Source organism: Frankia sp. CgMI4, from assembly GCF_001756285.1.
GTDB lineage: Bacteria > Actinomycetota > Actinomycetes > Frankiales > Frankiaceae > Frankia > Frankia casuarinae.
The window spans coordinates 15,628-39,796 of sequence record NZ_MAQZ01000059.1 but is presented as its reverse complement, the minus strand read 5'-3'; the positions used below and the strand labels follow the sequence as shown (position 1 = coordinate 39,796).

Here is a 24,169-nt window from a genome sequence, read left to right as displayed (position 1 = left end):
GTCACCCGTGCAGGCGGATCGGCATCAGCAGGTACCGGTAGTCGGGGACCTCGCCGTCGTCGTCGGCCTTCCCGGTCAGGATCGCCGGCTTGTTCGCCGCCACCGCCGGGTCCTCCGCGCTGGCGAAACCGATCCGTACGACGTCCGACTCCAGCGCCCCGAGTGCGTCKAGCAGGTACGACGGGTTGAACGCCACGGACAGCTCCGGTCCGTCGTAGGTCACCGGGAGGGTCTCCGTCGCCTGCGCCTCACCGCCCGYCCCGGCCTCCAGCACGAGGTGGTCCGGGGAGAACGTCAGCTGCACCGGTGCGGTCTTCGCGGCGACCAGCGCCACCCGTTTGACGGCCTCCTGCAACGGGGCGATCTCCAGCTGCGCGATCAACGGCGAACTGTCAGGCAACAGCTTGCGGTAGGGCGGGAAGCTTCCGTCGAGCAACCGGGTCGTCGTCTGCCGGGTCGAGCCGGCGAAACCGGCCAGCGTCTCGCCGGAGGGGCCGGTCCCGAGCGCGATGGATACCTCCACCCCCGAACCCGACAACGACTTCGCGGTGTCGAGCAGGGTGCGGGCCGGCACGAGAGCGACAGTGACCGGTGTGGGCGGGGGGTCGTCCACACCGGTCACGCCGTCCTCATCGGGCCCGGCGGCTGTCTCCGACGGCCGCCACTTCAACGTCCGCACGGCGAGCCGGTAACGGTCGGTCGCGGCGAGGGTGAGAGTGTCCCCCTCGATCTCGATACGGACCCCGGTGAGGACCGGCAGCGTGTCGTCACGACCGGCCGCGATCGCCACCTGTGAGACCGCCGCGGCGAACGCGGATCCCTCGATGTGCCCCGTGATCGGGGGCATGGCCGGAAGGGCGGGATAGTCGTCCACCGGCAGCATCGGCAACGCGAACCGAGCATTGCCACAAGTGATCACCAGGCGGGTGCCGTCGATGCCCAGATCGACCGGTGYCGCGGGCAGCGCCCRGGTGATCTCCGCGAGCAGTTTGCCGTTGACGAGCCCGCGCCCCTCCTCCGACACGGTCGCGTGCACCGTGCACTGGGCGRCCACCTCGTAGTCGTACGCGGCGATCTTGAGTATCGGTCCGGTCGCGTCGAGGAGCAGGCCCGAGAGCACCTGCAACTGGGTGGTCGGCCGGCTCGGCAACGTGCGTGCGGTCCAGGCGACCGCTTCGGTGAATTCGTCCCGTTCCACCCGGAACTTCATGGTTAGGCCTCCTGTCGTTCCCTCCGGTTGTTCGGAGTCACCCCGCAGGGAACACCGACCAGCATCTCAGAGTGCCAGCAGGCGCCRACGAGCGGTCGGCCGTGYCCCGGGCGCTTGCCCGGGGCCGAGTCGYGGCACGTAGGGCTCTCGGAGCCGCGCTCGAGCCGTTGTCCACACCCCCTAGTACTAAGAGCTTTTGATCATTCTTAGAAAGATCTAGTTGGTCGTAGTAGTAGGGGGTGTGGATACTGGGGATAACCTCTGTTTCTGCAGGTCAGAGGGGTTGTTGGCCGGTGCAAATCTTGTGGGTGGATCTGTGCATGCGCGCAGTGGTTATCCCCAGGCCCGATCTGCGTCCACAAGGACCACGTTGTCCCTCCACAGGCCATCCCCGAGTTGTCCACAGGCTGTCCACTGCCACTCCACCGTTCCGACCGCAGGCTGTCCACAACGTTTTCCACAAGCTGTGGGCGGAACCACCCCGTGGGCTCGGTGAGGTCGTCCCCGGTTGTCCCCAGCCGTCCGTGGTTGTCCGGGGTCGTTTGGGGAAGTCCTGCCCCGCGGCGTCCGGTTCCTGCGCCACGTGTGACACCCGGCGAGGCGTCACACCCCACCTTCGGGCGRCAGCCACMGGTCCGCGGGACGTTCCGGCCGGGGGGAGGTAGGAGGAACCGTGCTGCCCGGCGGTGGTGCTGCCCGGCGGTGGTGGGCGGCGGTGGTGGGCRGCGGTGGTGGGCRGCGGTGGTGGGCGGCGGTGGTGGGCGGCGGTGGACAGTGGGCAGTGGCGCTAGGCCTGCCGGGCCTGCAGACGGATGCGGTTTGTCAGTTCGGTGACCTGGTTGTAGATCGCGCGCCGTTCCGCCATCAGACCGCGGATCTTGCGATCGGCATGCATGACCGTCGTATGATCCCGACCCCCGAAGTGCTGGCCGATCTTCGGTAGCGACAGGTCGGTCAGCTCCCGGCACAGGTACATCGCGATCTGACGGGCGGTGACCAGCACGCGGCTACGTGAGGTGCCGCACAGGTCCTCCATCGAGACGCCGAAGTACGCCGCCGTCGCGTTCATGATGGCGGCGGCCGTGATGTCGGGATTGCCGGMATCGGGGATGAGATCACGCAGCACGATCTCGGCGAGCGTGCGGTCGACGTGGGACTTGTTCAAGCTCGCGAAGGCCGCGACCCGGATCAGCGCCCCCTCCAGCTCACGGATGTTGCGCTCGATGTGCGTGGCGATGTACTCGAGGACATCCGGGGGTACCGGCAGGCGCTCCGTAGCCGCCTTCTTCGACAGGATGGCGATGCGCGTCTCGAGGTCGGGCGGGGTGATGTCGGTCATCAGCCCCCACTCGAAGCGGCTGCGCAGCCGGTCCTCCAGGGCCGAGAGTTGCTTGGGCGAGCGGTCGGAGCTGATCACGATCTGCTTCTCGCCGTCGTGCAGGACGTTGAAGGTGTGGAAGAACTCCTCCTGCGTCCGTTCCTTGTTCTCCAGGAACTGGATGTCGTCAACGAGCAGGACATCGATGTCACGGTAGCGCCGCTGGAACGCCTGCTGGCGGTCGTCCCGGATCGAGTTGATGAAGTCGTTGGTGAACTCCTCGGAGCTCACGTACTTCACCCGCATGTTCGGGTAGAGCTTGAGTGCGTAGTGACCGATCGCGTGCAGAAGGTGAGTCTTGCCGAGCCCGGAGTCCCCGTAGATGAAAAGCGGGTTGTAGGCCTTCGCGGGTGCCTCGGCGACGRCCACCGCTGCCGCGTGGGGGAACCGGTTGCTGTCGCCGATGACGAACGTCTCGAAAATGTAGCGGGGGTTCAGCCGGGCCTRGGCCGGTTCGGTCTCGTGCGGCGCCGCATCGCGTCCGAGACCCGCGCTGACCCGTACCGGTGGTGTTCCCTCGGTGGCGTCGGGGAAGGGCAGTTCGCCGTTCACCAGTGCCGCCGGCGCCGGCGGCACTGGTGCCGGTGCCGGCGCCGGCACCGGCACCGCCGACGAGCCCGGGCTCGTCGGCGGCACCGGGGCTGCGGCGGCGCCGGTCGATCCTGATCCGGTACCCGCGTTCAACGCCGAACCGGAGGCGGGGCCCGAGCCCTGGCCGGGTGTGGTGTCGCCCCTGGCATCCACCGGCCGTACGATCCGGATCGGTCCGCTCATTGGTTCCGGATCGGGCAGGTGTTCGACGGTGACCGCGACCCTGATCTCCCGCCCATAGGCTGTGGACAACGCTGTGGACAAGAAGGGGCGCAGGCGCGAGTCGAGGAGATCCTTGGTGAACTCGTTCGGCGCGGCCAGCAGAGCCGTGTCCTGGACGAGCCCGAGGGGGCGGGTCAGCCGCAGCCAGGCACGCTGCTGGGCGGACAGCGTGCCGTCGGCGACCCCGGCGACGGCCTGGCTCCACACCGCGGCCAGGTCCGGGTCACCCGAAGGCTCGTCCCCGAACGGCAGACCGGCGACGGAGTCGGCGCGGAGGTTGGACACGGGGGCTCCTCGGGCAGTTCGGTACGGTTTGCGGGTGGTGCTGCTCCCCGCGTGCTGGAGGTGCGCCGCGGCTGATGCGGCTGGTGATGTGGTCCCCGGCCACCGAGCGACCGAGGGGCCTCGTCGCGATGGTTCTCCACATCGTCGTCCACAACCTGTGCATGGACACGACACGGCATGCGGCGTGGCGCAACCGGCTCGTTCCCGGGGATGAACCTGTATTAGTGAGGTCATTCGAATCCGCTTCAGGTCCCCCCGTTCCGCCCTGGCCCCTCCGCCGACCGCCCTCTCCACAGGCGTTTTCCACAGGTCAGGGTGCACCGAGCCGGTCGTTCTCACCGAACGCGGGCATACCTGACGCCGTCTGGTGCCCGCCCCGAGTGAGACGTTGCCACCAGGATCGTAAGGCGCGGCCCGAGCCGCCGTGCCGGGGCCGGAACGTATCCGCGGTGGCCGCGCCGCGTCCCTGCCCCATCGTCGGCGGCACCGAGGGCCCGCCACGGCAGTGTGGCATTCCACGGCCGCCGGACGGATGCCGGCCCGCCGCGGCCGCGGTGCGCTCGCACCTTGACCTCCGGTGTGGTGCCGTCGTGTCCGGGTTGCCCTGGCGGCGACCGGGTGATGACCGAATGATGGTGGTGCGGCCAGCGGCGGCCGGCGGGCCCGGAGCCGCCGGCCGCCGAAGGCCCCCTGCCCGGCAGCGATCCCTCGCCGCCGGACCGTCCGAGGCACCGCCCTGTGTAGGCTAGGCCGAACCGCGGTGTTAGACCGCTTCGTTTGTCGTGGGATCTGCTTGTCAGGACCGTGTGGTGCGGCCCACTCTCCCTCGGCGGCGAAGATCACCGCCCGCGTCCATCTTGCAGACGGAGTTCTCACGTGAGTAAGCGCACCTTCCAGCCGAACAACCGTCGGCGGGCCCGCACGCACGGGTTCCGACTGCGCATGCGGACTCGCGCGGGCCGCGYGATCCTGTCCGCCCGCCGTCGTAAGGGCCGCAGCGAGCTCTCCGCCTGACGGCGGGTTCCCGCTGGTCCTGCTGGTACCCCCGCCGGTCATGCTTCCTGAGGGCTCTCGCGTCCGAACCCGGGACGAACATGCCCGGGTGGGGACCATGGGTCGGCGAACCCGATCCGGTCCGCTTGTTGTCCACAGCCTGTGGACAACAAGCGACGATCCGGCGCGGGCCGGCTTCGTGGTCGGCCGCCGGGTGGGGAAGGCGGTCGTGCGTAACAGGGTGCGGCGCCGGTTGCGGGAACAGGTACGGGTTCGGCTGGACACGCTCGCGCCAGGGACGATGCTGGTCGTGCGTGCGCTGCCCGATGCGGCGACGGCGAGCTCCGCGGAGCTCGGCCGTGCGCTGGACACCGCGCTCACCAGGGTGGCCCGGCCGGCGGGTGCCAGGCGCCCGGATGGGCGTGGACGATGACCGCCGGGACGGTGCTGGTCGTGCTGCTGGCCACGGCGGCCGTCGTCGACCTCCTGCTGGCCTCCCGGATGGTGTGGCGCCGCCTGCCGCGGGTCGCCCGCAACGCCGACGGCGCGGTACGCGGTCCCCTATCCTGGACCTTTGCCGGGCTCGTGCGGCTCTACCGAGCCGGCTGGTCGGCCCGCAACGCCGGCCTGTGCCGGTTCGAGCCATCCTGTAGCGCCTACGCGCTGGCCGCGGTGCGGCGCCACGGGGGTGTGCGTGGCGGTGTCCTCGCCGTCGCCCGGTTGCTGCGCTGCCAACCGCTCGCGGCAGGCGGCTACGACCCCGTGCCGGGAACGGATCCGGGTCCGGGAATCGTTCGGAGACCCAGGGGCGCGACGGCCGACCCCGGCGGGCCTCCCGACGGTCGGAGCGCGGGCGATCCGGCCGTCGCCGTACCGCCCGTCCACAGGCATGGTCCCCCGTCTCCCAGTCAGGGGATGCGGGCCGAGATCGTCGGTTCCGGTCGTGGACCGTGGGTGTGAGGAGTCAGACCGTTGTTGGATCCCCTATACCACCTCGCGGCGAACGCGATCGTCTTCTTTCACCGGGGATTTGCGCCGATCTTTGGTGCTGACAGTTTCTTCTCCTGGGCCTTTTCGGTCGTCCTGCTGGTCGTCTGCGTCCGTATTCTGATCTTCCCGCTGTTCGTCAAGCAGGTGAAGTCGCAGCGGACGATGCAGATGATGCAGCCCCGGATCAAGGAGATCCGGGAGAAGCATGGGCACGACAAACCCCGCATGCAGCAGGAGATGATGGCGCTGCAGCGGGAGCACGGAAACCCGCTCCTCGGYTGCCTCCCGATCTTCCTCCAGATCCCGCTGTTCATCTCGCTGTTCCACGTGTTCACCCACCTGGCGCCGATGAACGAGGGTCCGAACCACTCGCTGGTCTGGCGTCCCCGGGTCGGGCTCTCCRCAGACCAGGTGGAGCAGATCGCCTCGGCCAAGGTGTTCGGCATCTCGCTGGCGAGCAAGTTCACCTCCGATGGCGATTTCTCGCACTTCCTCGGCGTCGACAGCACGCACGTCAGGATTCTCGCGATCGTCCTGATCGTGCTGATGGGTCTTACGACCTTCCTCACGCAGCGCCAGATCATGGCCCGCACCGGGCCGCTCGACCCGCAGCAGGCGATGGTGCAGAAGGCGCTGCTCTATGGCTCCCCGCTGATGCTCGCCTTCTTTGGTTTCCGTTTCCCGATCGCTGTGCTGCTGTACTGGCTCACCACCAACCTGTGGAGCATGGGCCAGCAGTTCTTCATTATGAAGAAGATGYCGCCGATCAAGCCCGCGGATGCGAACGGCCGGCTGCCCGGTGCCCGTCCGGCCGCCGGCGGTGCCGTCACCCCCGCTCGGCCGGCTCCCGGTGTCCGAGCCGGGGCGAAGTCGAAGAACCGCCCCCGGTCCGCCTCGGTGACCCCGACCAAGGGCGGCGATTCCGGTGCCGCGGCGGCCGGTCGGACGTCCTCGACGGCTCCCCCCGGCACCCGGTCCCGTAACGGCACCTCGACCGCGAGCCGTACCACGACGACCCCGAAAGCGGCGACGACCCCGAAGAGCGGTAAGGCGGGGGCGCCGGGCGGTCCCGGGGCCAACGGCGTCTCGGGCGGTGGCGTCTCGGGCGGTGGCGTCTCGGACAACGGCGTCTCGGACAACGGCGTCGCCGCTACCACGGCCGCATCCACGGGGCGCAGCGCGGAGGCGAAGACCAGCGCGGYGGGCCGCAGGAACGCCCCGGGCAAGAATGCCGGGCAGAGCGCGGCGAGCGGGCCGACGGCGCCCTCCGACGGGGAGAGCACGCCCCGGCCGGCACCCGTACCCGCCGGAGTGCGGCGCCAGGTCGGCGGCTCCCGACCCGCGAAACGGCGCGGCAAGAGCAAGCGGCCCGGTGGGCGGCGTTGATCCGGGAGACGCCGTTCCCGACCGACCGGCAGGCAGGCTGCCGACCCGATTTCGTCATCGAGTGGCGGCATCCCGTAATCTCTGCTCCGCTGTCCCCGTTCCCCTGGAGAGTCGCTGATGACCGGTTCGGCACCTGAACTGGCTGTGGATGGAGCCGGAGCCTCCGACGAGCACGCTTCCTCGGACGAGACMGCCGGCACGGAGGATCGGCGTCTGTCCGATCTCGAGTTGGAAGGCGAGATCGCCGCCGACTACATCGAGGGTCTGCTCGACATCGTCGACATGGACGGTGACCTCGACCTCGACGTCGAGAGCGGCCGCGCCGTCGTCGCCGTGGTGGGCGAGGGGCTGGACAAGCTCATCGGGGCGGGCGGCGAGACGCTGGAGGCGTTGCAGGAACTGACCAGGCTCGCGGTGCTCCAGAAGACGGGCACCCGCAGCCGTCTCATGCTCGACGTCGGCGGCCATCGCGCCCGGCGGCGGGTCGAGCTACGCAAGATCGCGATCGCCGCGGCGTCGCGTGCCATCACGCGCGGTGAGCCGGAGAAGCTGGCTCCCATGACGCCGTTCGAGCGCAAGGTGGTGCACGACACCGTCGCCGGGATCGACGGCGTGCACAGCGAGTCCGAGGGCGAGGAACCCGGCCGCCGGGTAGTCATCCTTCTCGGCTGACCGGCGCCGACCGATGGCGGRTCGGCGCCGGCCGACGCGTTCCCTCGTGCTGGCCGCCGCCGTGGGTGTCGGCTTGGCGGCCGTGCTCGGCGTTCTGCATGCCTATCTGACCAGACCCTTCTGGTACGACGAGATCTGGCGCGCCCACTTCGTCAGCGAACCGGCGTCCTCGTTCTGGCCGGAGCTGACCGTCGCCAACACCCCCTCGGCGCTGGGTTGGTTCGGCCTGACCCGGGTGGCCGGCGAGCTCCTCGGCTGGCACAGCTGGTCGCTCCGGCTTCCCGGGTATCTTGCCGTGCCCTTGCTCGGCGCCGCGATCGTCCTGCTCACCCGCCGTTTCACCGGCCTGGTCGCGGCGGTGTTCGCCACGTGCTGGCTGTGCCTGAACGTGACCTTCTTGGATCTCGCGACCCAACTCAAGCCGTATTCCGTCGAGGCGCTGGCCGCTGTCTGCATCGTCCTCGCCTGGTCGACCGGATCATCTCCGCGGCCCTCGCTGTCCCCGTGGCCTGCACCTGTCACCGGCGGGTTCTCCCGTGCCCGGCTCCTGCGACGCACCGCGGCGGGCCTGTTGGCCCTGACCGCCGTGCCCGGGATCTTTCTGGTGCTGCCGTTGGCGACCGCGGAGGTATGGCGCGGTCCGGCGCGGCGCTGGCGACTGGTGGAATGCCTGCCCGCGGTCGCCATCAGCGTGGCACACACCGTGTTCTTCATCGGGCACCAGTCCAGTCAGCGTCGCGGCKACTACTGGGATCGCCAGTTCATTGCCGGTCGTGGGCCGGTCGAGGCCGTACGCTTCATCGTCGATCAGATGCGAGCCTTCATTACCGGTATGCCGCCCGGCATCGACCGGTTCGACCCGAGCCTCATCCATGCGACGGTGCCCGGGGGACCGGTTGTCTCGGTGCTGCTCGCCGTGGCGGTGTCGATCGCCGGCCTGACCGGCGTCCTCGTGCTGGCGCGACGACCGGACGGCAGGCTGCTCCTCACCGCGCTCGGCGGAGCCCAGGTGCTGATGCTGGGAGCGAGCGCCGCGCGGTACTGGCCGTTCGGGCYGACCCGGACCAACCTCTTCGTCGTGCCACTGATCGTCGTTGTGATCGTGGTGGGCACCCGGCGGCTGGTGGCCCTGTTCGTGGCGGCGGTGCGACCTCGTATCCCCGCCGCCGGGCCTCAGCCGGCCGTACCGGCACCGATGGCCGCGACCCCGACCCTCCCTACCGGAGGAACCGTAACCAAGCGGTCACGATTGGATGTTTCCGGTGTCTCGCCGACGTCGAGCGCCAGCGCGAACACGATTTCTCMGACCGCCGTGCTGCCGTTGGCCGGCCTCGCAATGATCATCTTGCTTGGTGTCCCGCTCCTGGGAACCTCGCTGTCGGGAAGCGGGCAGCTCTGGGATCATCGGCACCGGACTCGTGGCCTCGATCGGATGGTCGACGCGGCCATCGCGGCCCGGCAGCTGCACCGCCCGGGAGACCTGGTGGTGGTCGGGGGTCGCCTCGCCCGGCCTGGCTGGCTGTACGCGATGGAGGCGAGTGACGACCCGGCGCGTGAGCCGGCAGCTCTCCCCAGCGCCGGCGCCGGGCGGGTACCGGCCCGGGTACCACGGCAGGACACGATCTTCTTCGGCGCTGCGGGTACCTCCCTGGTCGGCGAGCTGGCGAACCGCCGGGTCCCGCCGACCCGGCTGCTCGTCTTCCTCTTCGACGCGGAGCGCCCGGCGCTCGCGCCCGACCTGGCCGCGCTGCCCCGGGCGGGGTGGTGCGCCGGCCGTGGCTGGCAGTTCCCCCTCACCGGAACGCTGACCGTCTTCGATCGCTGCGCCGGCGCCGCCCCGCGACTCGATCGGCCGCGGCGGACCGTGGTGTCCTACCGGACGACCTGACATCCGTCCCCGGGCCGGAACCGTGCCTCCCGCGGGGGGGGGGGGTGGCGGCGGGAGCATGTCGAGGCCGGCGGGGATGCTTGTCGGGTGCGCGGTCTTCTGACTTCCTCGTCCTGTCCAGCCTTCTGGTCCTGTCCGGCCTTCTCGTCCTGTCCGGCCGGGTCCACGGATCCGGTCTTCCACCCACCCGCTGCCGGCGGTCACCTGGTGATGCCCACGGTCCCAACCCGGCTCGGCTCGATGCTGTGGCCGGTCGAGGTGACGCAGGCGGCCCGGCCGGCGCGGGCTGGTCGCACGGCACGGCGGAGGATCCGGCCATGACGGGTCTCCCGGATGCCCCCGAGGTGCCCCCCGTCGCGGTGGAGATTTTCGGCACGCGGACCGAATCCGCGGCGCGCTACGTCGAGTTGCTGGCGACCGACGGGGTCGAACGCGGGCTGATCGGTCCGCGTGAGACTGACCGGCTCTGGGACCGCCACGTACTCAACTGCGCGGTCCTGGCCGACGTGGTCCCGGTGCAGGCCGATGTCGTGGACGTCGGCAGCGGCGCGGGGCTGCCGGGTATCCCGCTGGCGCTCGCCCGCCCGGATCTGCGGGTGGTGCTGCTMGAGCCGATGGAACGCCGGTGCCGATTCCTGCACGAGGTTGTGGCGACCATAGGCCTGGAGGACCAGATTTCTGTGGTACGTGGCCGCGCGCCAGATGCCGGAATCGGCCCGGACGGTCGTAGATTCGGGATAGCCGTAGCCCGCGCGGTCGCTCCCCTGGAGCGGCTGGGCGCAATCCTCTTTCCGATGCTACGACCAGGTGGTGTCATGCTGGCGATGCGCGGTTCACGGATCCTGGAGGAACTGCAGGAMGCGCGCAGCGGTCTCGGAACTCAGGGTTGGCATCCCGTGGATGTCGTGAGGTGCGGGGAGGGGCGGGTGGAGGAACCCGCCCGTGTCCTCCGGGCCGTACGTTCATCCCAGCGCACCCGGGCCGAGAGCAGGGGAGGGCGCGGCGACGGTGAGCGGCACGATGGCAGACAGGTCAGACGGACGTCACGGGATTCACCCCGATCACGGGAGGTCGGTCGTGACCAGCCGACACGTGGACAGTCTCGTTCCACGTGAAACAGCGTCGGCGGGCCAGGGTGGGACCAGGAGTGGGGGCTTGCGGGGCTATGACTCCGCGCTCCCCGCACTGGACCTGCTCGATCCCTCGACCCCGATCGGAGCGGCGGCGGCAGCAGCAGTGGAAGCACTGGCGGTAGAACGACGACAACCATTCCCTCGCCCCACCCGGCGGCGCATCATCTCGGTCGCCAACCAGAAGGGCGGTGTGGGGAAGACGACGACGACGGTCAACCTGGCGGCGGCGCTGGCATCTCATGGCTCCCGGGTCCTGGTGATCGATCTTGACCCGCAGGGYAATGCCTCGACGGCGCTCGGCGTCAACCATCACTCCGGGGTCCCCTCGATCTACGAGBTTCTGGTGGGGGATCGGCCCCTCGACGAGGTCATCGTGAAGTCCGCCGAGGCGTCGGGGCTGTTCTGCGCGCCCGCAACGATCGATCTTGCCGGCGCGGAGATCGAGCTGGTGTCGCTGGTGGCGCGGGAGAATCGGCTTCGGYGGGCCATCGCGAGCATGCAACGGGACGTCGACTATGTTTTCATCGACTGCCCGCCCTCTCTTGGGCTGCTGACCGTCAACGCMCTCGTGGCCGCCCGTGAGCTGCTCATCCCGATCCAGTGCGAGTACTACGCGCTGGAGGGCCTCGGCATGTTGCTGCGCAACGTGGAACTGGTGCAGGCGCACCTGAACCAGGAGCTGCGTCTGTCGACCATCCTGCTCACGATGTACGACTCCCGGACCAGACTGGCCGACCAGGTCGTCCATGAGGTCAAGGAACACTTCGGGGACCGGGTGCTGTCCACTACCATCCMCCGGAACGTGCGTCTGGCGGAGGCGCCGAGCTATGGGCAGTCCGCGCTGACGTACGATCCGACGTCGCGCGGCTCGCTGTCCTATCTGGCCGCGGCGCGCGAACTCGCGGAACGGGGTCGGGACTCGAATGGAGCGGCGTGATGAGTGCTCGGCGCAGTGGTCTGGGGYGAGGGCTGGGGGCACTCATCCCGGTTGCTCCTCCTCCCCTCGACGGTCAGGYGGGCACCGCCTCGGCTGACTACGCTGACTACGCCGACTACGCCGACTACGCCAGTGGCTACGGCGGCCGGGGGACGAATCGCGGCTCCGGCGACGGCACCGGGCCGCTGCCCGTACACGGGGYGACCTTCCGCGAGATCCCCGTCGAGTCGGTCAGCCCGAACCCGCGCCAGCCCAGGACTCACTTCGATGAGGACGCCCTCGAAGAGCTGGCGGCGAGCCTCCGCGAGGTCGGGCTGCTCCAGCCGATCGTGGTACGCGAGGTGGCCCCCGAGCGCTACGAGCTCGTCATGGGTGAACGCCGGTGGCGTGCATCGAAGATCGCCAAGCTTCCCCGGATTCCCGCCATCGTGCGGGAGACCGCGGACGACGCCATGCTGCGCGACGCGCTGCTGGAGAACCTCCACCGCCAGCAGCTCAACCCGCTGGAGGAGGCTGCGGCGTACGAACAGCTGCTCCGCGACTTCGGGGCGACGCACGAGGAACTGGCCAGTCGGCTCGGGCGGTCCCGGTCGCATGTCACCAACATGATCCGGCTGCTCGGGCTCTCGCCCGCGGTACAAAGGCGGGTGGCGGCCGGCGTGCTGTCGGCGGGTCATGCCCGCGCGCTGCTCTCGCTACAGGATCCGGACGCCCAGGACCGGCTCGCCACCCGCATCGTCGCGGAAGGTCTCTCGGTGCGGGCCGTCGAGGAGATCGTGGCACTGGACGACGAGGCCCCGCGTAAGCGGGCGTCGCGGGCACCAGGGGCYGCCTCACCGGCCCTGGTGAGGCTCGCCGACCGCCTCTCGGATCGCTTCGAGACCCGCGTGAAGGTGGACATGGGCCGCAGTAAGGGGAAGATCACGGTCGAGTTCGCCTCGATCGAGGATCTGGAGCGGATCGTCGCCGTGATGTCGCCGTCGGCCTCGGTCGACGGCTTGTTGGACTAGGCGTCCGGCTCGGGGTTCGCTCGGGGCTCTCTGGGCTTCTTGAGCCGGACGCGGATCGCGCGGTCCCAGGGCTGTGCCGGACTCCCCCGGGTGGCCGCGCGCATGTCTGCCGATTGCCCGCCGAGTGCCGGGCCATCGCCGTGCTCAGGGCAGATCGCCGTGCTCAGGGCAGATCGCCGTGCTCAGGGCAGATCGCCGTGCTCAGGGCAGATCGCCGTGCTCAGGGCAGATCGCCGTTCTCAGGCCAGATTGCCGGCCTGGCTGACCTTGCGCAGCATGCCCTCCGGCGTCATCGATCCCAGCAGACGTTCCAGGGCGACCTCGACGTCCTCTCGCCAGCTCACCGCGTTCTTCACCTCTAGCCGCAGCCGCGGCCATCGATGATGGGGCCGGACCGTCTTGAAACCGACCGCGAGGAGATAGTCGGCGGGCAGGATGCAGCGGGTACCCGAGTTCTGGAGGTCACCGAACGCTTCCACCGCCTTGAAGCCGCGGCGGATGACGTCCTTGGCGACGGACTGGACGAGGATCCGCCCCAGCCCCTGTCCGRTGAACTCATTGACGATCGACGCTGTCATGAGCAGCACCGCGTCCGGTGAGACCGGGCTGGTGGGAAAGGCCACCGATCGAGGCACGTAGGCCGGCGGAGCGAACATCACGAATCCGGCCGGGACGTTGTCGATATAGGCGATCTTTCCGCAACTTCCCCATTCCAGGAGAGCCAGGGAAACCCACGCCTCCTTCTCGAGGTCGGTGCCGCCGGCCTCCTCCGCGCGGCTCCGGGCCACCGGATCGAGCTCCCAGAAGACGCAGCGGCGGCAGGGTAGAGGGAGATCGTCGATGTTGTCCAGGGTGATGTTCGCGATGCGACGGCTCATCGAAAAGGCGCTCCATGGGTCGGCTACCGGGCCTCCGGCCGCCGAGGTCAACGTCGACGGATGCGGAGGCTGTCACGGAATCAGCCTAGGCTGCCGAGCATGAATCTTCCCCATCGACGCACCGGCCTCGTTTCACGTGAAACGTCAGCCTTGTCGATGGAACGCCTTGGTGGCCGGTCAGGTGCGGCTGGCGAGGCGGGGGACGTGAAGCTGGCCCGTCGGCGCGTCCTGCTCGGGTGGGAGAAAGAGTCGTTGGGCTGCGGCGAGCACCGCCTCGGCGACGGTTGCCCGGAATGCGGTGGAGCCAAGGGCCTTGGCGTCATGTTCGTTTGTCRGATATCCGAGGTCGAGCCGTACGGCCGGCATCCGGGTCCGCCGAAGCAGGCTCCAGACCTTCGGATGGGTGCGGCAGTCCAGCATGTYGGTCCGGGAGACGATCTCACGGTGGACGAGCTGGGCGAAGCGCTCACCCACGGCGGACGACCCGCGCGCGTTGCCGTAGTAGTAGGCCGACACCCCCTGGGCGCGCGGGGATGGACTRCTGTCGGCGTGCAGCGAGATCAGGAGATCCGCTTCGAGCTCGTTCGCCCGCGCGGCCCGCTCCTCCTCGCTGGGGGACTCGTCCAGGCCGTGGATGAGGTGCGCCCGCAGGCCCGAGTCGAGTAGCCGCGTGGACATCCGAGCGGCGAGGTCGGCCATGAGATCCCGTTCGCACAGGTTGCCGCGGACGATGCCCGGATCGTCGCCACCGTGGCCGGGATCGATGGCGACGACGACTCCGAGCAGCGAGGAGCCGTGGRCCAACAGCCGGACGGACTCCCGCAGCATGTCGGGCCGGCCACCAGTGACCGTGCGCTGCAGGCGTTTGAGCTCGCGCAGGGTGTGTGGCCCGCATTGGCCGTCCGGATCGAGACCCCGGTTGCGCTGGAAGTCGCGGACCGCGGACTCGGTGCGTGGCCCGAAGATCCCATCCGTGCGGCCGACGTCGAAACCCATGTTGAACAGGCGTTCCTGGAGCGCCGCCACGTCATCGCCGACAAAAGGGTACGCGGGGCTGTGGTAGAGCAGACGGTCGCCGAGCTTGTGGCGTGCCTCCTCCAAGGCACGCGCCGTGTCCGGACCGAGTATCCCGTCGGCGGACAGCCCCCGGCTCTGCTGAAAGGCGCGCAGCGCGTTGTCGAGATCTCGGTCGAACCGATCGGCCGGCTCGGCCGGCTCGGCCGGAACACCGCYGAGAGTACCGTCGACAGCCGGGACCCGCGTGCCCTGGGACGGTTCCGCGGCGGAGGTAACACCTCTATCCGGGGCGCTCTTATCCGGAGCGCTCTTACCTGGGTCACCCTTACCTGGGCCGGCCGGATCCCGGCTCTGCCGGGGCGTCACGGGAAGAAAACCAAGATAGGTCAGKGCCGCCCGAACCTCGGCAACGGCGGAACCTTGGTCTCCCAGACGCAGCAGCTTCACCGATGCATACCTTTCAGCTCGCCTGCCCAATGTGCCCCTGGCGAAACCCGGTGCCCCTGGCGAAACCCGATGGTCGGGGCCACCGCGTCGACGAATGATGCGCCGACGGCCGATTGCTGAATCTCAAGCCTAGGGCATGCCCGTGCGGTCTCGACCGGCCGCGAACCGAATCCTCCAGTATTGACCGTGCGTGACCGGGCCGCCGTGATACTCCCCCGATGCTCGTGACGGCGGGAGAAAGTTCCCGGTCCGCACGTGGTATCCGGTTGTCGTGGGCGAACCGGCGCGGACCGGTCCGGGAACGACGTCGGCCCGCCGGGATCACACCCGGCGGGCCGACGGTGGAACGACCGCGTGACGAGATCAGATGTAGACCGAGAGGTCACGCAGCAGGGCGGCCTTCGGCTTCGCGCCGACGATGCTCTTGTCGATCACGCCCTTGACGAACACAGCCATGGTCGGGATCGACATGATCTGGTAGTTCCGGGCGGTCTCCGGGTTCTYGTCGATGTTCAGCTTGACGACCCGGAGCTTCTCGCCATGCTCCTTGGCGATCTCCTCCAAGACGGGTGCGACCATCTTGCAAGGGCCRCACCACTCGGCCCAGAAGTCCACCAGGACCGGCTTGTCGCTCTCCAGCACCTCGGTCACGAAGGTGCTGTCGGTCACGGGGGTGGTGGAACCTGCCATGTTGTTCTCCCTGATGGATGATCTTTTGGTGGACGGGTAGGCGATCAACAGGCCGGTGGTGGCCCGCGGACGGCGCCCGAACGGCCTTCGGACAGCCGGGTCGGGCGGGCCTGCTCCGGCGCCGCCTGATCGRCCGCCCGGACAGATGCCCGGATCAGGCGGGTTGCGGCGTCGGGGTCACGACCCGGGGAGCCACGGTGGTCACCTCGCCCGGACCCTCCCCGGCGGCGATGAAGCGCTCCGCGTCGAGCGCGGCGGCGCAGCCCGTGCCGGCTGCGGTGATGGCCTGGCGGTAGGTGTGGTCGACCACGTCGCCACAGGCGAAGACCCCGTCCAGGTTCGTCTTCGTGGTCGGGTGCGCGACCGAGATGTAGCCGGCGTCGTCGAGGTCGAGCTGACCACGGACGAGTTCGGTACGCGGAAGGTGACCGATRGCGACGAACAGTCCGGTGACCGGAAGATCCTTCGCTTCACCGGTGACGGTGTCGCGCAGCCGGACGCCGGTGAGCTTGTCCGCGCCCAGGAGCTCGGTGACCTCGGCGTTCCACCGGAACCGGATCTTCTCGTTGGCGAAGGCCCGCTCCTGCATGATCGCGCTGGCCCGGAGTTTGTCCCGCCGGTGGATCACCGTCACCGAGCGGGCGAAGCGGGTCAGGAAGGTCGCCTCCTCCATCGCCGAGTCGCCCCCGCCAACCACCGCGATGTCCTGATCCCGGAAGAAGAAGCCGTCGCAGGTCGCACAGGCGGAGACCCCGCGGCCGAGCAACCGCTCCTCGTGCTCGACGCCGAGCATGCGGTAGGCCGAACCGGTGGCGACGATGATCGTGCKGGCGAGGTAGGTCCTGTCCTCGATCTTGACGACCTTTGGGTTCGCCGCGAGGTCGAGCTCGGTCACGTCGTCGGCCACCAGCTCGGCTCCGAACCGCTCCGCCTGCCGTCGCAGGTTCTCCATCAGCTCCGGACCCTGGATGCCGTCCGGAAACCCAGGAAAGTTCTCCACCTCGGTGGTGTTCATGAGCGCTCCGCCGGCCGATACCGCGCCCTCGAACACGAGTGGCCGTAGGTTGGCCCGGGCGGTGTAGACAGCGGCCGTGTACCCTGCCGGGCCCGAACCGACGATGACGACATCGCGTATGTCGTCATCGCCGTCGGGCTGGCTGCTGCGGCCGGTGACATCCTGGCCGTCCTCCTGGGCTGTCACACCCGCTCCTTTCACGCTACGGGATCCCTGTGAGCCGGGTGGGCCCTCGCCGGTACCTGTCGCCCCGGCTTCATCCGAGTTCCTCGTTCATCGGTCCGTCCATGGAGACGGTGTCCGACAGCGACAACCGTCTCCGCGGGCATCTGATTCCATCCGCGCCCGCCACCGGTGCGCGCCACGGCTGGGCTCCCGGCCCCGYGATGCGTCAACCACCACCTCAATGCCGCAGCGTGGACACGCTGTACCACGGCGCGGTGGAGACGGTGGTGACGCCGCAGTGGGCGTCGACGACCAGCACCCTGGCCACCGCCGGTTGCATGGGCACGGAGAGCACGATCAACAGCGCCGGCTGGTCGTTGTAGACGACGCGGTCGACAGCGAGGATTGTGCCACCCGTCTGCGCCGTCAGGCTCTGGTAGCACGGACGCAGGTCAGGGGTGTCCAGCACCGAGCGCAACCGGTCGACGTCCACCGTCGCAGGGGTCGTCGTGCGGCCGGCCGCCGCGGGCGCGGACGGCACGAGCGGCAGCGCCGCGGACCCTGGGATCCGGCCGGCCAGCAGTTCCCGGCCGTGCCGCACGACGTCCGAGGGAGCGACGCTCGTCTGCGAGAGCGTCATCACGGTAAGGGGAACGGAGCTGGCGGAGCCGTATTCGGCCACCACCGAGCCGCCGGCCGGGCCGGAGCTGTCCACGGGGTTGGACGCCGCCACCCTGTGATCGACGTTGGCGCTCCGCAGACCGTGGTACACGAAGATCGCCGCTCCGAAGGTGATGAAGGCGATGYAGACCGCCACGATGGRCACCCAGTCCCGTCGGSGGCGCGCACCCGGCGTACCTGGAGTACCCGGCGTACCTGGAGTACCCGGACGGCTCCGCGGATCCCGGTGCCAGGCCGGCTGACGGTCTGTGAGCCCAGCCCCCGCCTGACCTCGGCCGGGTCGCCTTGGCCCGTTGCCACTCGCCGCCCGCCCACCGGTGCCAGCGCCTACGGCACCGGCACGCCCCGTGTCATCCCCCGTATCGGTGTGGACGGCCTCGGTATCCCCCATGAGGGGTTCCGTGCCGGTGACCCCGGCGGCTCCCGCGGTGCCGACGAAGCCGGAGCTCGCGGGCCCCGGACCGGTCGGCGCGGCCGGGTTCCGGCCCGGTCCCGGCCGAGAGGGAGCAGGTGCGTGGGCCGCCAGCGCAGCCTGGAGGCGTTCGGCCACCTCGCCGGGCATCGTCAGGGTCGCCAGGCGGGAGAGGTCCGTACGGACCCTGCGCAGGGCGACCATCGACTCCTGGCATGAGACGYAGCCCTCGATATGCTCGCGGACGGAGCGGGGGAGCGGCTCTCCGTCCGTGAAGGCGTCCAGCAGCTCGGCGTCCGGGTGATGCCCGTGCGTGCGCAAGCGGCGACCCGCCGGGAAGGGACCGGAGGGAGCCGCCGGTTGACGTCGGTCCCCCGCAGGCTCAGTCGCCATTGCTGATCACCTCCTTCGGCAGATCCGGATGGCGTCGGCCGCGCCCGCGGGGCCGCGGCCGACGGGCCGACCTCGGGTAACGGGCTGCCGCCCCGGTGAGCCCGCCGCATCCTGGTGTCTTCCTTCTGAGACGGTGGGCGAAGCCGCCGGGTTCCCTGGCCGGGGGGATCCAGCAGGACGGCGAGCTGCGCGCGGCCGCGCGAGCGCCGGCTTTTCACCGTCCCGACCGGAACTCCCGGCAGCCCCGCCGCCTCGGCGACGGGTCCCCTGCCACGTCCACCAGCGCCACGGCGGTCCGCAACCCGGGCGTCAGCCAGTCAAGCGCCTCCTCGACGCCCAGGGGCGGGTCATGCTCGGCGACGCACTCGCCGGGATCGGCCGGATCACGAATATGGCCTTTCGGGGTAGTCGTCATGGGCAGCGTCGGGCGGGCGGTACGGCGGCGCGGTCCAGCTCGGCGTCGGGGGCGGTCACCAGGACCTCGGCGGGTGGACCGCGACTCCTACTGTCCTCCCGTCAGGACCGGAACGTGATCTCCGCGATCGACCCGCGGTACTGCCCGGCGTTCGACGGCAGCGAGGTCAGCCACAGCACCCAGTACTGCGAGGGGTTCACGTCCGACGACATCGGCAGGACCACCGTGCCGCTGGCGCCTGACTTCTGGGCGACCACGCGGTCGAAGCCGTCGAGCGAATCCGACAGCCTGTCGCCGCTGCGCAGCTCGAACGACACCGGACCCAGGCTGCCGACCGTCACGGTGACCGAGGTGGGCAGGATCTTCTGCGGAAACGCCATGCGCAGCCCGACACCCGACTTGAGGTTGCCGAACGTCGCGCTGGTGTAGTTGCTCGTCGTCCACTCCGTCGACGTGTTCCCGTCGAATGCCTTGCCGACATCCGCCGGTTTCTCGGTTTTGGGTTCACCCGCAGGTGCGAGCGGGTCGAAGGAGTCCGTGCTGCTCGGCTTGAGGATGGTTCCGGTGGGGGTTGCCGGCACCGTGGTCGAGGTGCCGGGTTTGGGGGTGTTGTTCTTTCCGCCGTCGTCACGCAGGGCGATCACGGCGACCACCGCGATCGCGACGACCACCACCAGAGCGATCCACGGCACGGCCCGTCCCAGCGACGGCCCGCCGCGGCGCTTCGGGCCGGAACCAGGCGGGTAGCGGTCGGATCCCGCCGGGTAACCGCCACCCCCGGCGGGATAGCCGCGGTCGTCGTATCCGCCGCGGTCGTCGTATCCGCCGCGGTCGTCGTATCCGCCGCGGTCGTCGTATCCGCCGCGGTCGTCGTATCCGCCGCGGCCGTAGCCGGTCCCGCCAGCGCGCGACCCGCGGGGGCCTTCCACCCGGGTGTCGTACCGGGCGTACCGGGCGTCCCGGGCCTGGGCGGGGCCGGGGTAGCCGGCCGTGTCGGCATAGCGGCCCTGCGCCGGGTAATTCCCCGGCGCGAGGTAGTCCGAGGAGGCGAAGGCGTCCACATCCATCGCCTCGGTGCTGGGCGGGGCGTCGCTTAGGCTCATCAACCCGGTGTCGAGCACGGCGTCCACCGGGTTGATCGACTCCAGCTCCTCGACCAGGTCGGCCGCCGTGGTGATGGGCGCTCCGACCCGGTCGTCGCCGAGGGTGGCCATGGTGATGGCGTCGAGATCACGCGGAACTGACGAGGCGATCTGTCGGGGAGTCCGCAGCCGGCCGCCCGAGGTGGGTGCGGTGGGCAGACCGTGGTCCCCGCCAAGGGGCCAGTAACCGGTGAGCCCGGCATACAGCAGGCCACCGAGCGCCCGGACGTCGGCCGCGGCGATCAGGTCGGGATTCACCGCCGTGGCGTCGGAGCCGCCGCCCGCGCGGTCGGCCGTGCCTGGGCCGGAACCGTCGTCCCCGCCGATCCCACTCTGGTCGGGCTGCCTGCCGTGCCCGTCGAGCTCCGTCGCGGGGAGGGAACCGTCGAGTTCCGCGAGCACCCCGCCGATCTCCAGGTCGATGACCTTGACGGTGCCGTGGCTGGAGACGATGACGTCACCGGGGTTCAGGTCACCGTGATGGATGCCGCGCTCGTGTGCCGCGGCGATGACTCGGGCYGCTGCGAGCACCACGGCGCCGGCCTGCTCCGGGCGTAGCGGCCCGTCGGTGGAAAGCTGACGCAGCGTTTTGCCGTCCACCCATTCCGAGACGACGTAGGAGATGCGTCGGGACTCGGCCGTGGTAGTGGTGGCGTCGTAGGTCGAGGCGGCCCCGGGATGCACCAGCCGACCGGAGTTGATCGCCGCGGTGAGAAGCCGACGGGCCGCCTGCTCCTGCGCCGGATCCGTGACCGGCCCGCCGCCGCCCGCGGACGCGGGGCCGTGCTCGACGATGCGCACCGCCACCGGTCGGGCRAGCACCTTGTCGTCGCCTCGCCAGAGGGTGACGGGCCCACGGGTCGTCAATGCGGAGAGTAGACGGTAGCGGCGGTCGAGCACGGACTCGGCGAGGATGGCGGTGCCGGAGGGCGGCGTCGCACCCCGGACTCCGGGCGCGTTCGGGTTCACGTCGTTATCGACGTCCCCGGCCTGCGGTCGGTTGCTTCCGTCGACCACAGCGCCTCCGTCGTCCACGGGCCCGGCGTCCATAATCCGCCGTCGGCTTCCCTACCTCACCCGGGCAGGGGTTCCGCCCAGCGTGCCGCCACCGTAGGCGGACACCCGGGTACCCTCCGTCGCTCTGACCAGCCGCCTCGATGAACGAAGCGACGAGCGGGAGGCTGCGCCTGGTTCACCGGCGACGTTGGGTGGGGCCCGCGCACAGCGTGTCCAGTGTACGAGGAGGTCAGGAGGATCTCGCGAATGTCTTGGGACAACCCGCCCATGTGTACCGACTGTGACGATCGGCGAGCCGATTCTTCCGGTGACGTGCGAGGATGCCCCGAGAGCAACGACGACGAGGATCTTCCTGGTGCCGGCGGGATCGTCTCGGCTGGCCCGTAGGTGCCATCACCGCCKGTCAGTCGCGTTGCGATGACCGTCCCGGCGGTCGGGGCAGCCGGCCRCCGAGTCGTCCGTTCACCTCCGCCAGCAGGGCGTTGATCTCGTGTATCCCCGTCCGGGTGCCGACCGCGAGGAAGAGCCCGCCTCCCACGGCCGCGGCGAGCACCACCGCGATCCCGGAACCAAGCCACCCCTCACCCACGACCGCGCGGACACCTCGGGCGAGAAGCGACGCGAGGACGGCGCCGATCCCGGCCGAGATCGCAACCCGGGTGATGACCCGCACGGTGCGATTGCCATCGATTCCCCCGAGCCGCCGGTGCAACAGGGCGCTCGTCGCAGCGAGGCCCATCAGGTAGGYGGTGGCGAAGGAGAGCGCCAGCGCGACGGCCCGGTGCTCCTCGGGCAYGACCACGGTGAGGACCAGGGCACCGATGACGTTCACCGCCACGACCCCGATGTTGACCAGGGCCGGGGTGCGACTGTCCTGGTAGGCGTAGAACACCCGTAGCTGCACCTGGAACAGAGAGAACGGCACGAGGGCCAGGGCGAAGGCGCYGAGGGTGTCGCCGATGTCCACAGCGTCGCCGTAGCCGGTCGCGCCGTGATGGAACACGGCGACGGCGATCGGCCGGCCCAGGGCGAGGATGAACAGGGCGGCGGGCACGATCGCGGTGATCGTGATCCGGGTTGCCATCGAGATGTCGGCCCGCACCAGGTCGCTGCGCCCCTGGGCGGCGTGCCCGCTCATCCTCGGCAACAGCGCGGTGATGACCGAGACGCCGATGATGGCGTACGGGAGCTGGAAGATCTGGTATCCGTACGTGTAGATCGTGTAGGCGGTCGTCGCCGTCGACAGGTTGACGATCACCAGATAGCCGGCCTGGCTGATCACGACGAACAGCAGCGTCCACCCCGCCAGCCGGGCCGTCGAGCGCAGTTCGGGATGCCGCATGTCCAACCGCGGCCGGTAGTGGAAACCGACCTTGCGCAGCGAGGGGAGCAGTGCGAGGGTCATGACGACGACGCCCAGCGTCGTCCCGGCGCAGAGCACCGTCACCTGAGTGTCGGTGATGGCCTTCGGCCCGTCCACACCCGGCGGGCGCGGCCCCGCGATGAAATAGGTGAAGCCCAGACAGGTGACGATGACCAGCAGGTTGTTCAGGATCGGGGCGAACATGGGCGCGGTGAACGACTGTCTGACGTTGAGGATCGCCCCGATCGTCGCGCCTACCCCGTAGAAGACGATCTGCGGCAGGAACCACCGCAGCATCGTGGCGGCGAGCGCCCGCTCGTCGGAGCCGGCGTGCAGGTAGAGACTGATGATCCACGGGGCGATCAGCATGCCCACTGCCACGACGGCCCCGAGGCCGAGGATCATGAGTGTGAGCAGCGACGACGCGAACGCGTCCCCCCCGTCGGGATCCTCCTTCGCGGTGCGGACCATGACCGGCACCACGACGCTCGTGAGGACGCCGCCGAGGAGCAGGTCGTAGAGGATGTTCGGCGTGGTGTTGGCGACGTTGTAGGCCTGGCTCACCGCACCGGTCCCGATCGCCGCGGCGATCGCGACGGTCCGCAGGAACCCGGATGCCCGGGAGACGATCGTGCCGATCGCCATGGTTCCACTGGCCCGGCCGAGGCCGGGCCCGGCCTCGGCCGGGCTGCCGGCCTGCATGGTTGCGCTGCCGCGCCGCGCCGTTGTGCTGTCGCGCCGCGCCGTTGTGCTGTCGCGCCGCGCCGTTGTGCTGCCGTGCGGCGCCGTGCCGGTGTCTCGTCGGGCCGGTTCGGGGGGGATGCGGCGGACGTTGCTGCGAGGAAGTGCCACCGTCGGCCTGGGCTCGCTCAAGGACGGCCGACGGCGCTCGTCGCCGTCCCGACGGGAACGGTCGGCTCGGGTGCGTCGCTCCGGACGCGCCGCAGGCTCTGGGCGGTCTGGGGTGTCCCGCCATGAGGATCGTCCGATGGGGATGACAGGGCCGACCCCGGGCGGGGTCGGCAGCCGGCTCGTCCGCCCGTCGTCCAGCGGCGGGGTGCCGCGTTGCGATCGTTCCGGTATGCGTGGCCCCGGCGGGGGACCTCCTTCCGACGGAGGCGGCACATGGGGAGGCGGCGGTGGTGGGCCCGACGTGGCGGGAAGCTTCCGGGTCTGCTCGCCGGCGGTCATGCGCGGAGCGCCGGGAGCGGGGAGGCGGTCTGCGGATCGCGGATACCGCTCGTCGCGGGAGCTCGCGGGATCGTCATGGCGCGGGTCCGGGTGGCGCGGGCCGTCATAGCGCGCGCCGTCATGGCGCGGGTCCGGGTGGCGCGGGTCCGGGTGGCGCGGGCCGTCATGGCGCGGGTCCGGGTGGCGCGGGCCGTCATAGCGCGCGCCGTCATGGCGCGGGTCCGGGTGGCGCGGGTCCGGGTGGCGCGGGCCGTCATGGCGCGGGTCCGGGTGGCGCGGGCCGTCATAGCGCGCGCCGTCGTACCGTGGGTCGCCCTGCCGCCGGTCTTCATGGCGTGGCGCGTCGAACCGTGGCGCGTCGAACCGTGGCGCGTCGAACCGTGGCGCGCCACGGCGTCCGTCCGGGTCGACAGGATGGTCCCGTTCCGGATGGTCCCGTTCGGAGTGCCGGGGCCGGCGCGCRAGTCCCCGGTCCGGATCTGGCTGCTCCGGACGGGTCTGCCAGGGATAACCGGGATACGACTGGTCCGGGGGGAACCGGGCCGGGCGTTCGGCCGCCGGGTAGCCGTCCTCGTCGCAGTACCCGACATCGGGTGGGTCCCGGTCCGACGGTCCACCGCCGGTACCGCGATCACGCCGGGGGTCGGT

20 protein-coding genes are annotated in these 24,169 nt (G+C 70.2%); 9 read left to right on the top strand and 11 right to left on the bottom strand.

Annotated features, from left to right (window positions below; all coding sequences use genetic code 11):
* Position 1: 1 nt before the first annotated feature.
* Positions 2 to 1,210 (bottom strand): DNA polymerase III subunit beta, encoded by a 1,209-nt coding sequence (dnaN, locus tag Manayef4_RS08455; protein ID WP_070131211.1) that lies wholly within the window; start codon positions 1,208 to 1,210, stop codon positions 2 to 4.
* 787 nt (positions 1,211 to 1,997) lie between these two features.
* Entirely contained in the window at positions 1,998 to 3,686 is a 1,689-nt protein-coding gene (gene dnaA, locus Manayef4_RS08450; RefSeq protein WP_070131210.1) for a chromosomal replication initiator protein DnaA, read from the bottom strand.
* 876 nt (positions 3,687 to 4,562) lie between these two features.
* On the opposite strand from dnaA, the gene rpmH reads away from it, so the two are divergent.
* The 9 genes from rpmH (at position 4,563) to Manayef4_RS08410 (ending at position 12,695) form a co-directional block, all read left to right on the top strand.
* Positions 4,563 to 4,700 (top strand): 50S ribosomal protein L34, encoded by a 138-nt coding sequence (gene rpmH / locus Manayef4_RS22715; RefSeq protein WP_083282355.1) that lies wholly within the window; start codon positions 4,563 to 4,565, stop codon positions 4,698 to 4,700.
* Positions 4,701 to 4,740: 40 nt separating this feature from the next.
* Positions 4,741 to 5,112: a ribonuclease P protein component gene (gene rnpA / locus Manayef4_RS08445; RefSeq protein ID WP_041258073.1), complete on the top strand. Its 372-nt coding sequence runs from the start codon at positions 4,741 to 4,743 to the stop codon at positions 5,110 to 5,112.
* A complete protein-coding gene (yidD, locus tag Manayef4_RS08440) occupies positions 5,109 to 5,639 on the top strand; it encodes a membrane protein insertion efficiency factor YidD (RefSeq protein ID WP_011438900.1) in 531 nt (176 codons plus the stop codon). The genes rnpA and yidD overlap by 4 nt, the downstream gene beginning before the upstream one ends.
* A gap of 12 nt (positions 5,640 to 5,651) precedes the next feature.
* Positions 5,652 to 7,055, top strand: coding sequence for a membrane protein insertase YidC (yidC, locus tag Manayef4_RS08435; RefSeq protein ID WP_070131209.1), 1,404 nt, complete (start codon positions 5,652 to 5,654; stop codon positions 7,053 to 7,055).
* 117 nt (positions 7,056 to 7,172) lie between these two features.
* Complete coding sequence (locus Manayef4_RS08430) at positions 7,173 to 7,727, top strand: R3H domain-containing nucleic acid-binding protein (RefSeq protein ID WP_011438898.1); 555 nt, start codon at positions 7,173 to 7,175, stop codon at positions 7,725 to 7,727.
* 46 nt (positions 7,728 to 7,773) lie between these two features.
* Positions 7,774 to 9,615: a hypothetical protein gene (locus Manayef4_RS08425; RefSeq protein ID WP_254665530.1), complete on the top strand. Its 1,842-nt coding sequence runs from the start codon at positions 7,774 to 7,776 to the stop codon at positions 9,613 to 9,615.
* 317 nt (positions 9,616 to 9,932) lie between these two features.
* The gene (rsmG, locus tag Manayef4_RS08420) at positions 9,933 to 10,730 is read left to right on the top strand and encodes a 16S rRNA (guanine(527)-N(7))-methyltransferase RsmG (RefSeq protein WP_070131226.1); all 798 of its coding nucleotides are present in this window, start codon (positions 9,933 to 9,935) and stop codon (positions 10,728 to 10,730) included.
* Positions 10,693 to 11,685 (top strand): ParA family protein, encoded by a 993-nt coding sequence (locus Manayef4_RS08415; protein ID WP_070131207.1) that lies wholly within the window; start codon positions 10,693 to 10,695, stop codon positions 11,683 to 11,685. The genes rsmG and Manayef4_RS08415 overlap by 38 nt, the downstream gene beginning before the upstream one ends.
* Positions 11,685 to 12,695, top strand: coding sequence for a ParB/RepB/Spo0J family partition protein (locus Manayef4_RS08410; RefSeq protein ID WP_070131206.1), 1,011 nt, complete (start codon positions 11,685 to 11,687; stop codon positions 12,693 to 12,695). The genes Manayef4_RS08415 and Manayef4_RS08410 overlap by 1 nt, the downstream gene beginning before the upstream one ends.
* A 239-nt stretch (positions 12,696 to 12,934) precedes the next feature.
* Here Manayef4_RS08410 and Manayef4_RS08405 read toward each other — a convergent pair whose 3' ends face one another.
* The 9 genes from Manayef4_RS08405 to Manayef4_RS25860 form a co-directional block, all read right to left on the bottom strand.
* On the bottom strand, positions 12,935 to 13,573 hold the full coding sequence (locus Manayef4_RS08405; protein ID WP_070131205.1) for a GNAT family N-acetyltransferase: 639 nt from the start codon (positions 13,571 to 13,573) through the stop codon (positions 12,935 to 12,937).
* Positions 13,574 to 13,750: 177 nt separating this feature from the next.
* The gene (locus Manayef4_RS08400; protein ID WP_070131204.1) at positions 13,751 to 15,037 is read right to left on the bottom strand and encodes an N-acetylmuramoyl-L-alanine amidase; all 1,287 of its coding nucleotides are present in this window, start codon (positions 15,035 to 15,037) and stop codon (positions 13,751 to 13,753) included.
* 363 nt (positions 15,038 to 15,400) lie between these two features.
* Positions 15,401 to 15,727: a thioredoxin gene (gene trxA / locus Manayef4_RS08395; RefSeq protein ID WP_070131203.1), complete on the bottom strand. Its 327-nt coding sequence runs from the start codon at positions 15,725 to 15,727 to the stop codon at positions 15,401 to 15,403.
* A 154-nt stretch (positions 15,728 to 15,881) separates the two neighbouring features.
* Entirely contained in the window at positions 15,882 to 16,928 is a 1,047-nt protein-coding gene (gene trxB, locus Manayef4_RS08390; protein ID WP_070131202.1) for a thioredoxin-disulfide reductase, read from the bottom strand.
* Positions 16,929 to 17,145: 217 nt separating this feature from the next.
* Positions 17,146 to 17,724 (bottom strand): hypothetical protein, encoded by a 579-nt coding sequence (locus tag Manayef4_RS25865; protein ID WP_254665529.1) that lies wholly within the window; start codon positions 17,722 to 17,724, stop codon positions 17,146 to 17,148.
* Between the two features lie 883 nt (positions 17,725 to 18,607).
* Positions 18,608 to 18,808 carry a hypothetical protein gene (locus Manayef4_RS24065; protein ID WP_023839961.1) on the bottom strand — a complete coding sequence of 67 codons (201 nt, stop codon included), beginning with the start codon at positions 18,806 to 18,808 and terminating at the stop codon, positions 18,608 to 18,610.
* 101 nt (positions 18,809 to 18,909) lie between these two features.
* Positions 18,910 to 20,967, bottom strand: a complete 2,058-nt coding sequence (locus Manayef4_RS08380; protein ID WP_070131225.1) for a protein kinase family protein — start codon at positions 20,965 to 20,967, stop codon at positions 18,910 to 18,912.
* A 403-nt stretch (positions 20,968 to 21,370) separates the two neighbouring features.
* Positions 21,371 to 23,182 carry a murein biosynthesis integral membrane protein MurJ gene (gene murJ, locus Manayef4_RS08375; protein WP_349257433.1) on the bottom strand — a complete coding sequence of 604 codons (1,812 nt, stop codon included), beginning with the start codon at positions 23,180 to 23,182 and terminating at the stop codon, positions 21,371 to 21,373.
* A 335-nt stretch (positions 23,183 to 23,517) separates the two neighbouring features.
* A complete protein-coding gene (locus Manayef4_RS25860; protein WP_254665527.1) occupies positions 23,518 to 23,808 on the bottom strand; it encodes a hypothetical protein in 291 nt (96 codons plus the stop codon).
* Positions 23,809 to 24,169 lie beyond the last annotated feature (361 nt).

Bases quoted from the DNA above. Each gene is read 5' to 3' on its own strand.
- rnpA (WP_041258073.1), top strand. From the start codon at position 4,741: ATGCTTCCTGAGGGCTCTCGCGTCCGAACCCGGGACGAACATGCCCGG.
- yidD (WP_011438900.1), top strand. From the start codon at position 5,109: ATGACCGCCGGGACGGTGCTGGTCGTGCTGCTGGCCACGGCGGCCGTC.
- Manayef4_RS24065 (WP_023839961.1), bottom strand. From the start codon at position 18,808: ATGACGACTACCCCGAAAGGCCATATTCGTGATCCGGCCGATCCCGGC.
- Manayef4_RS25860 (WP_254665527.1), bottom strand. From the start codon at position 23,808: ATGACGGCCCGCGCCACCCGGACCCGCGCCATGACGGCCCGCGCCACC.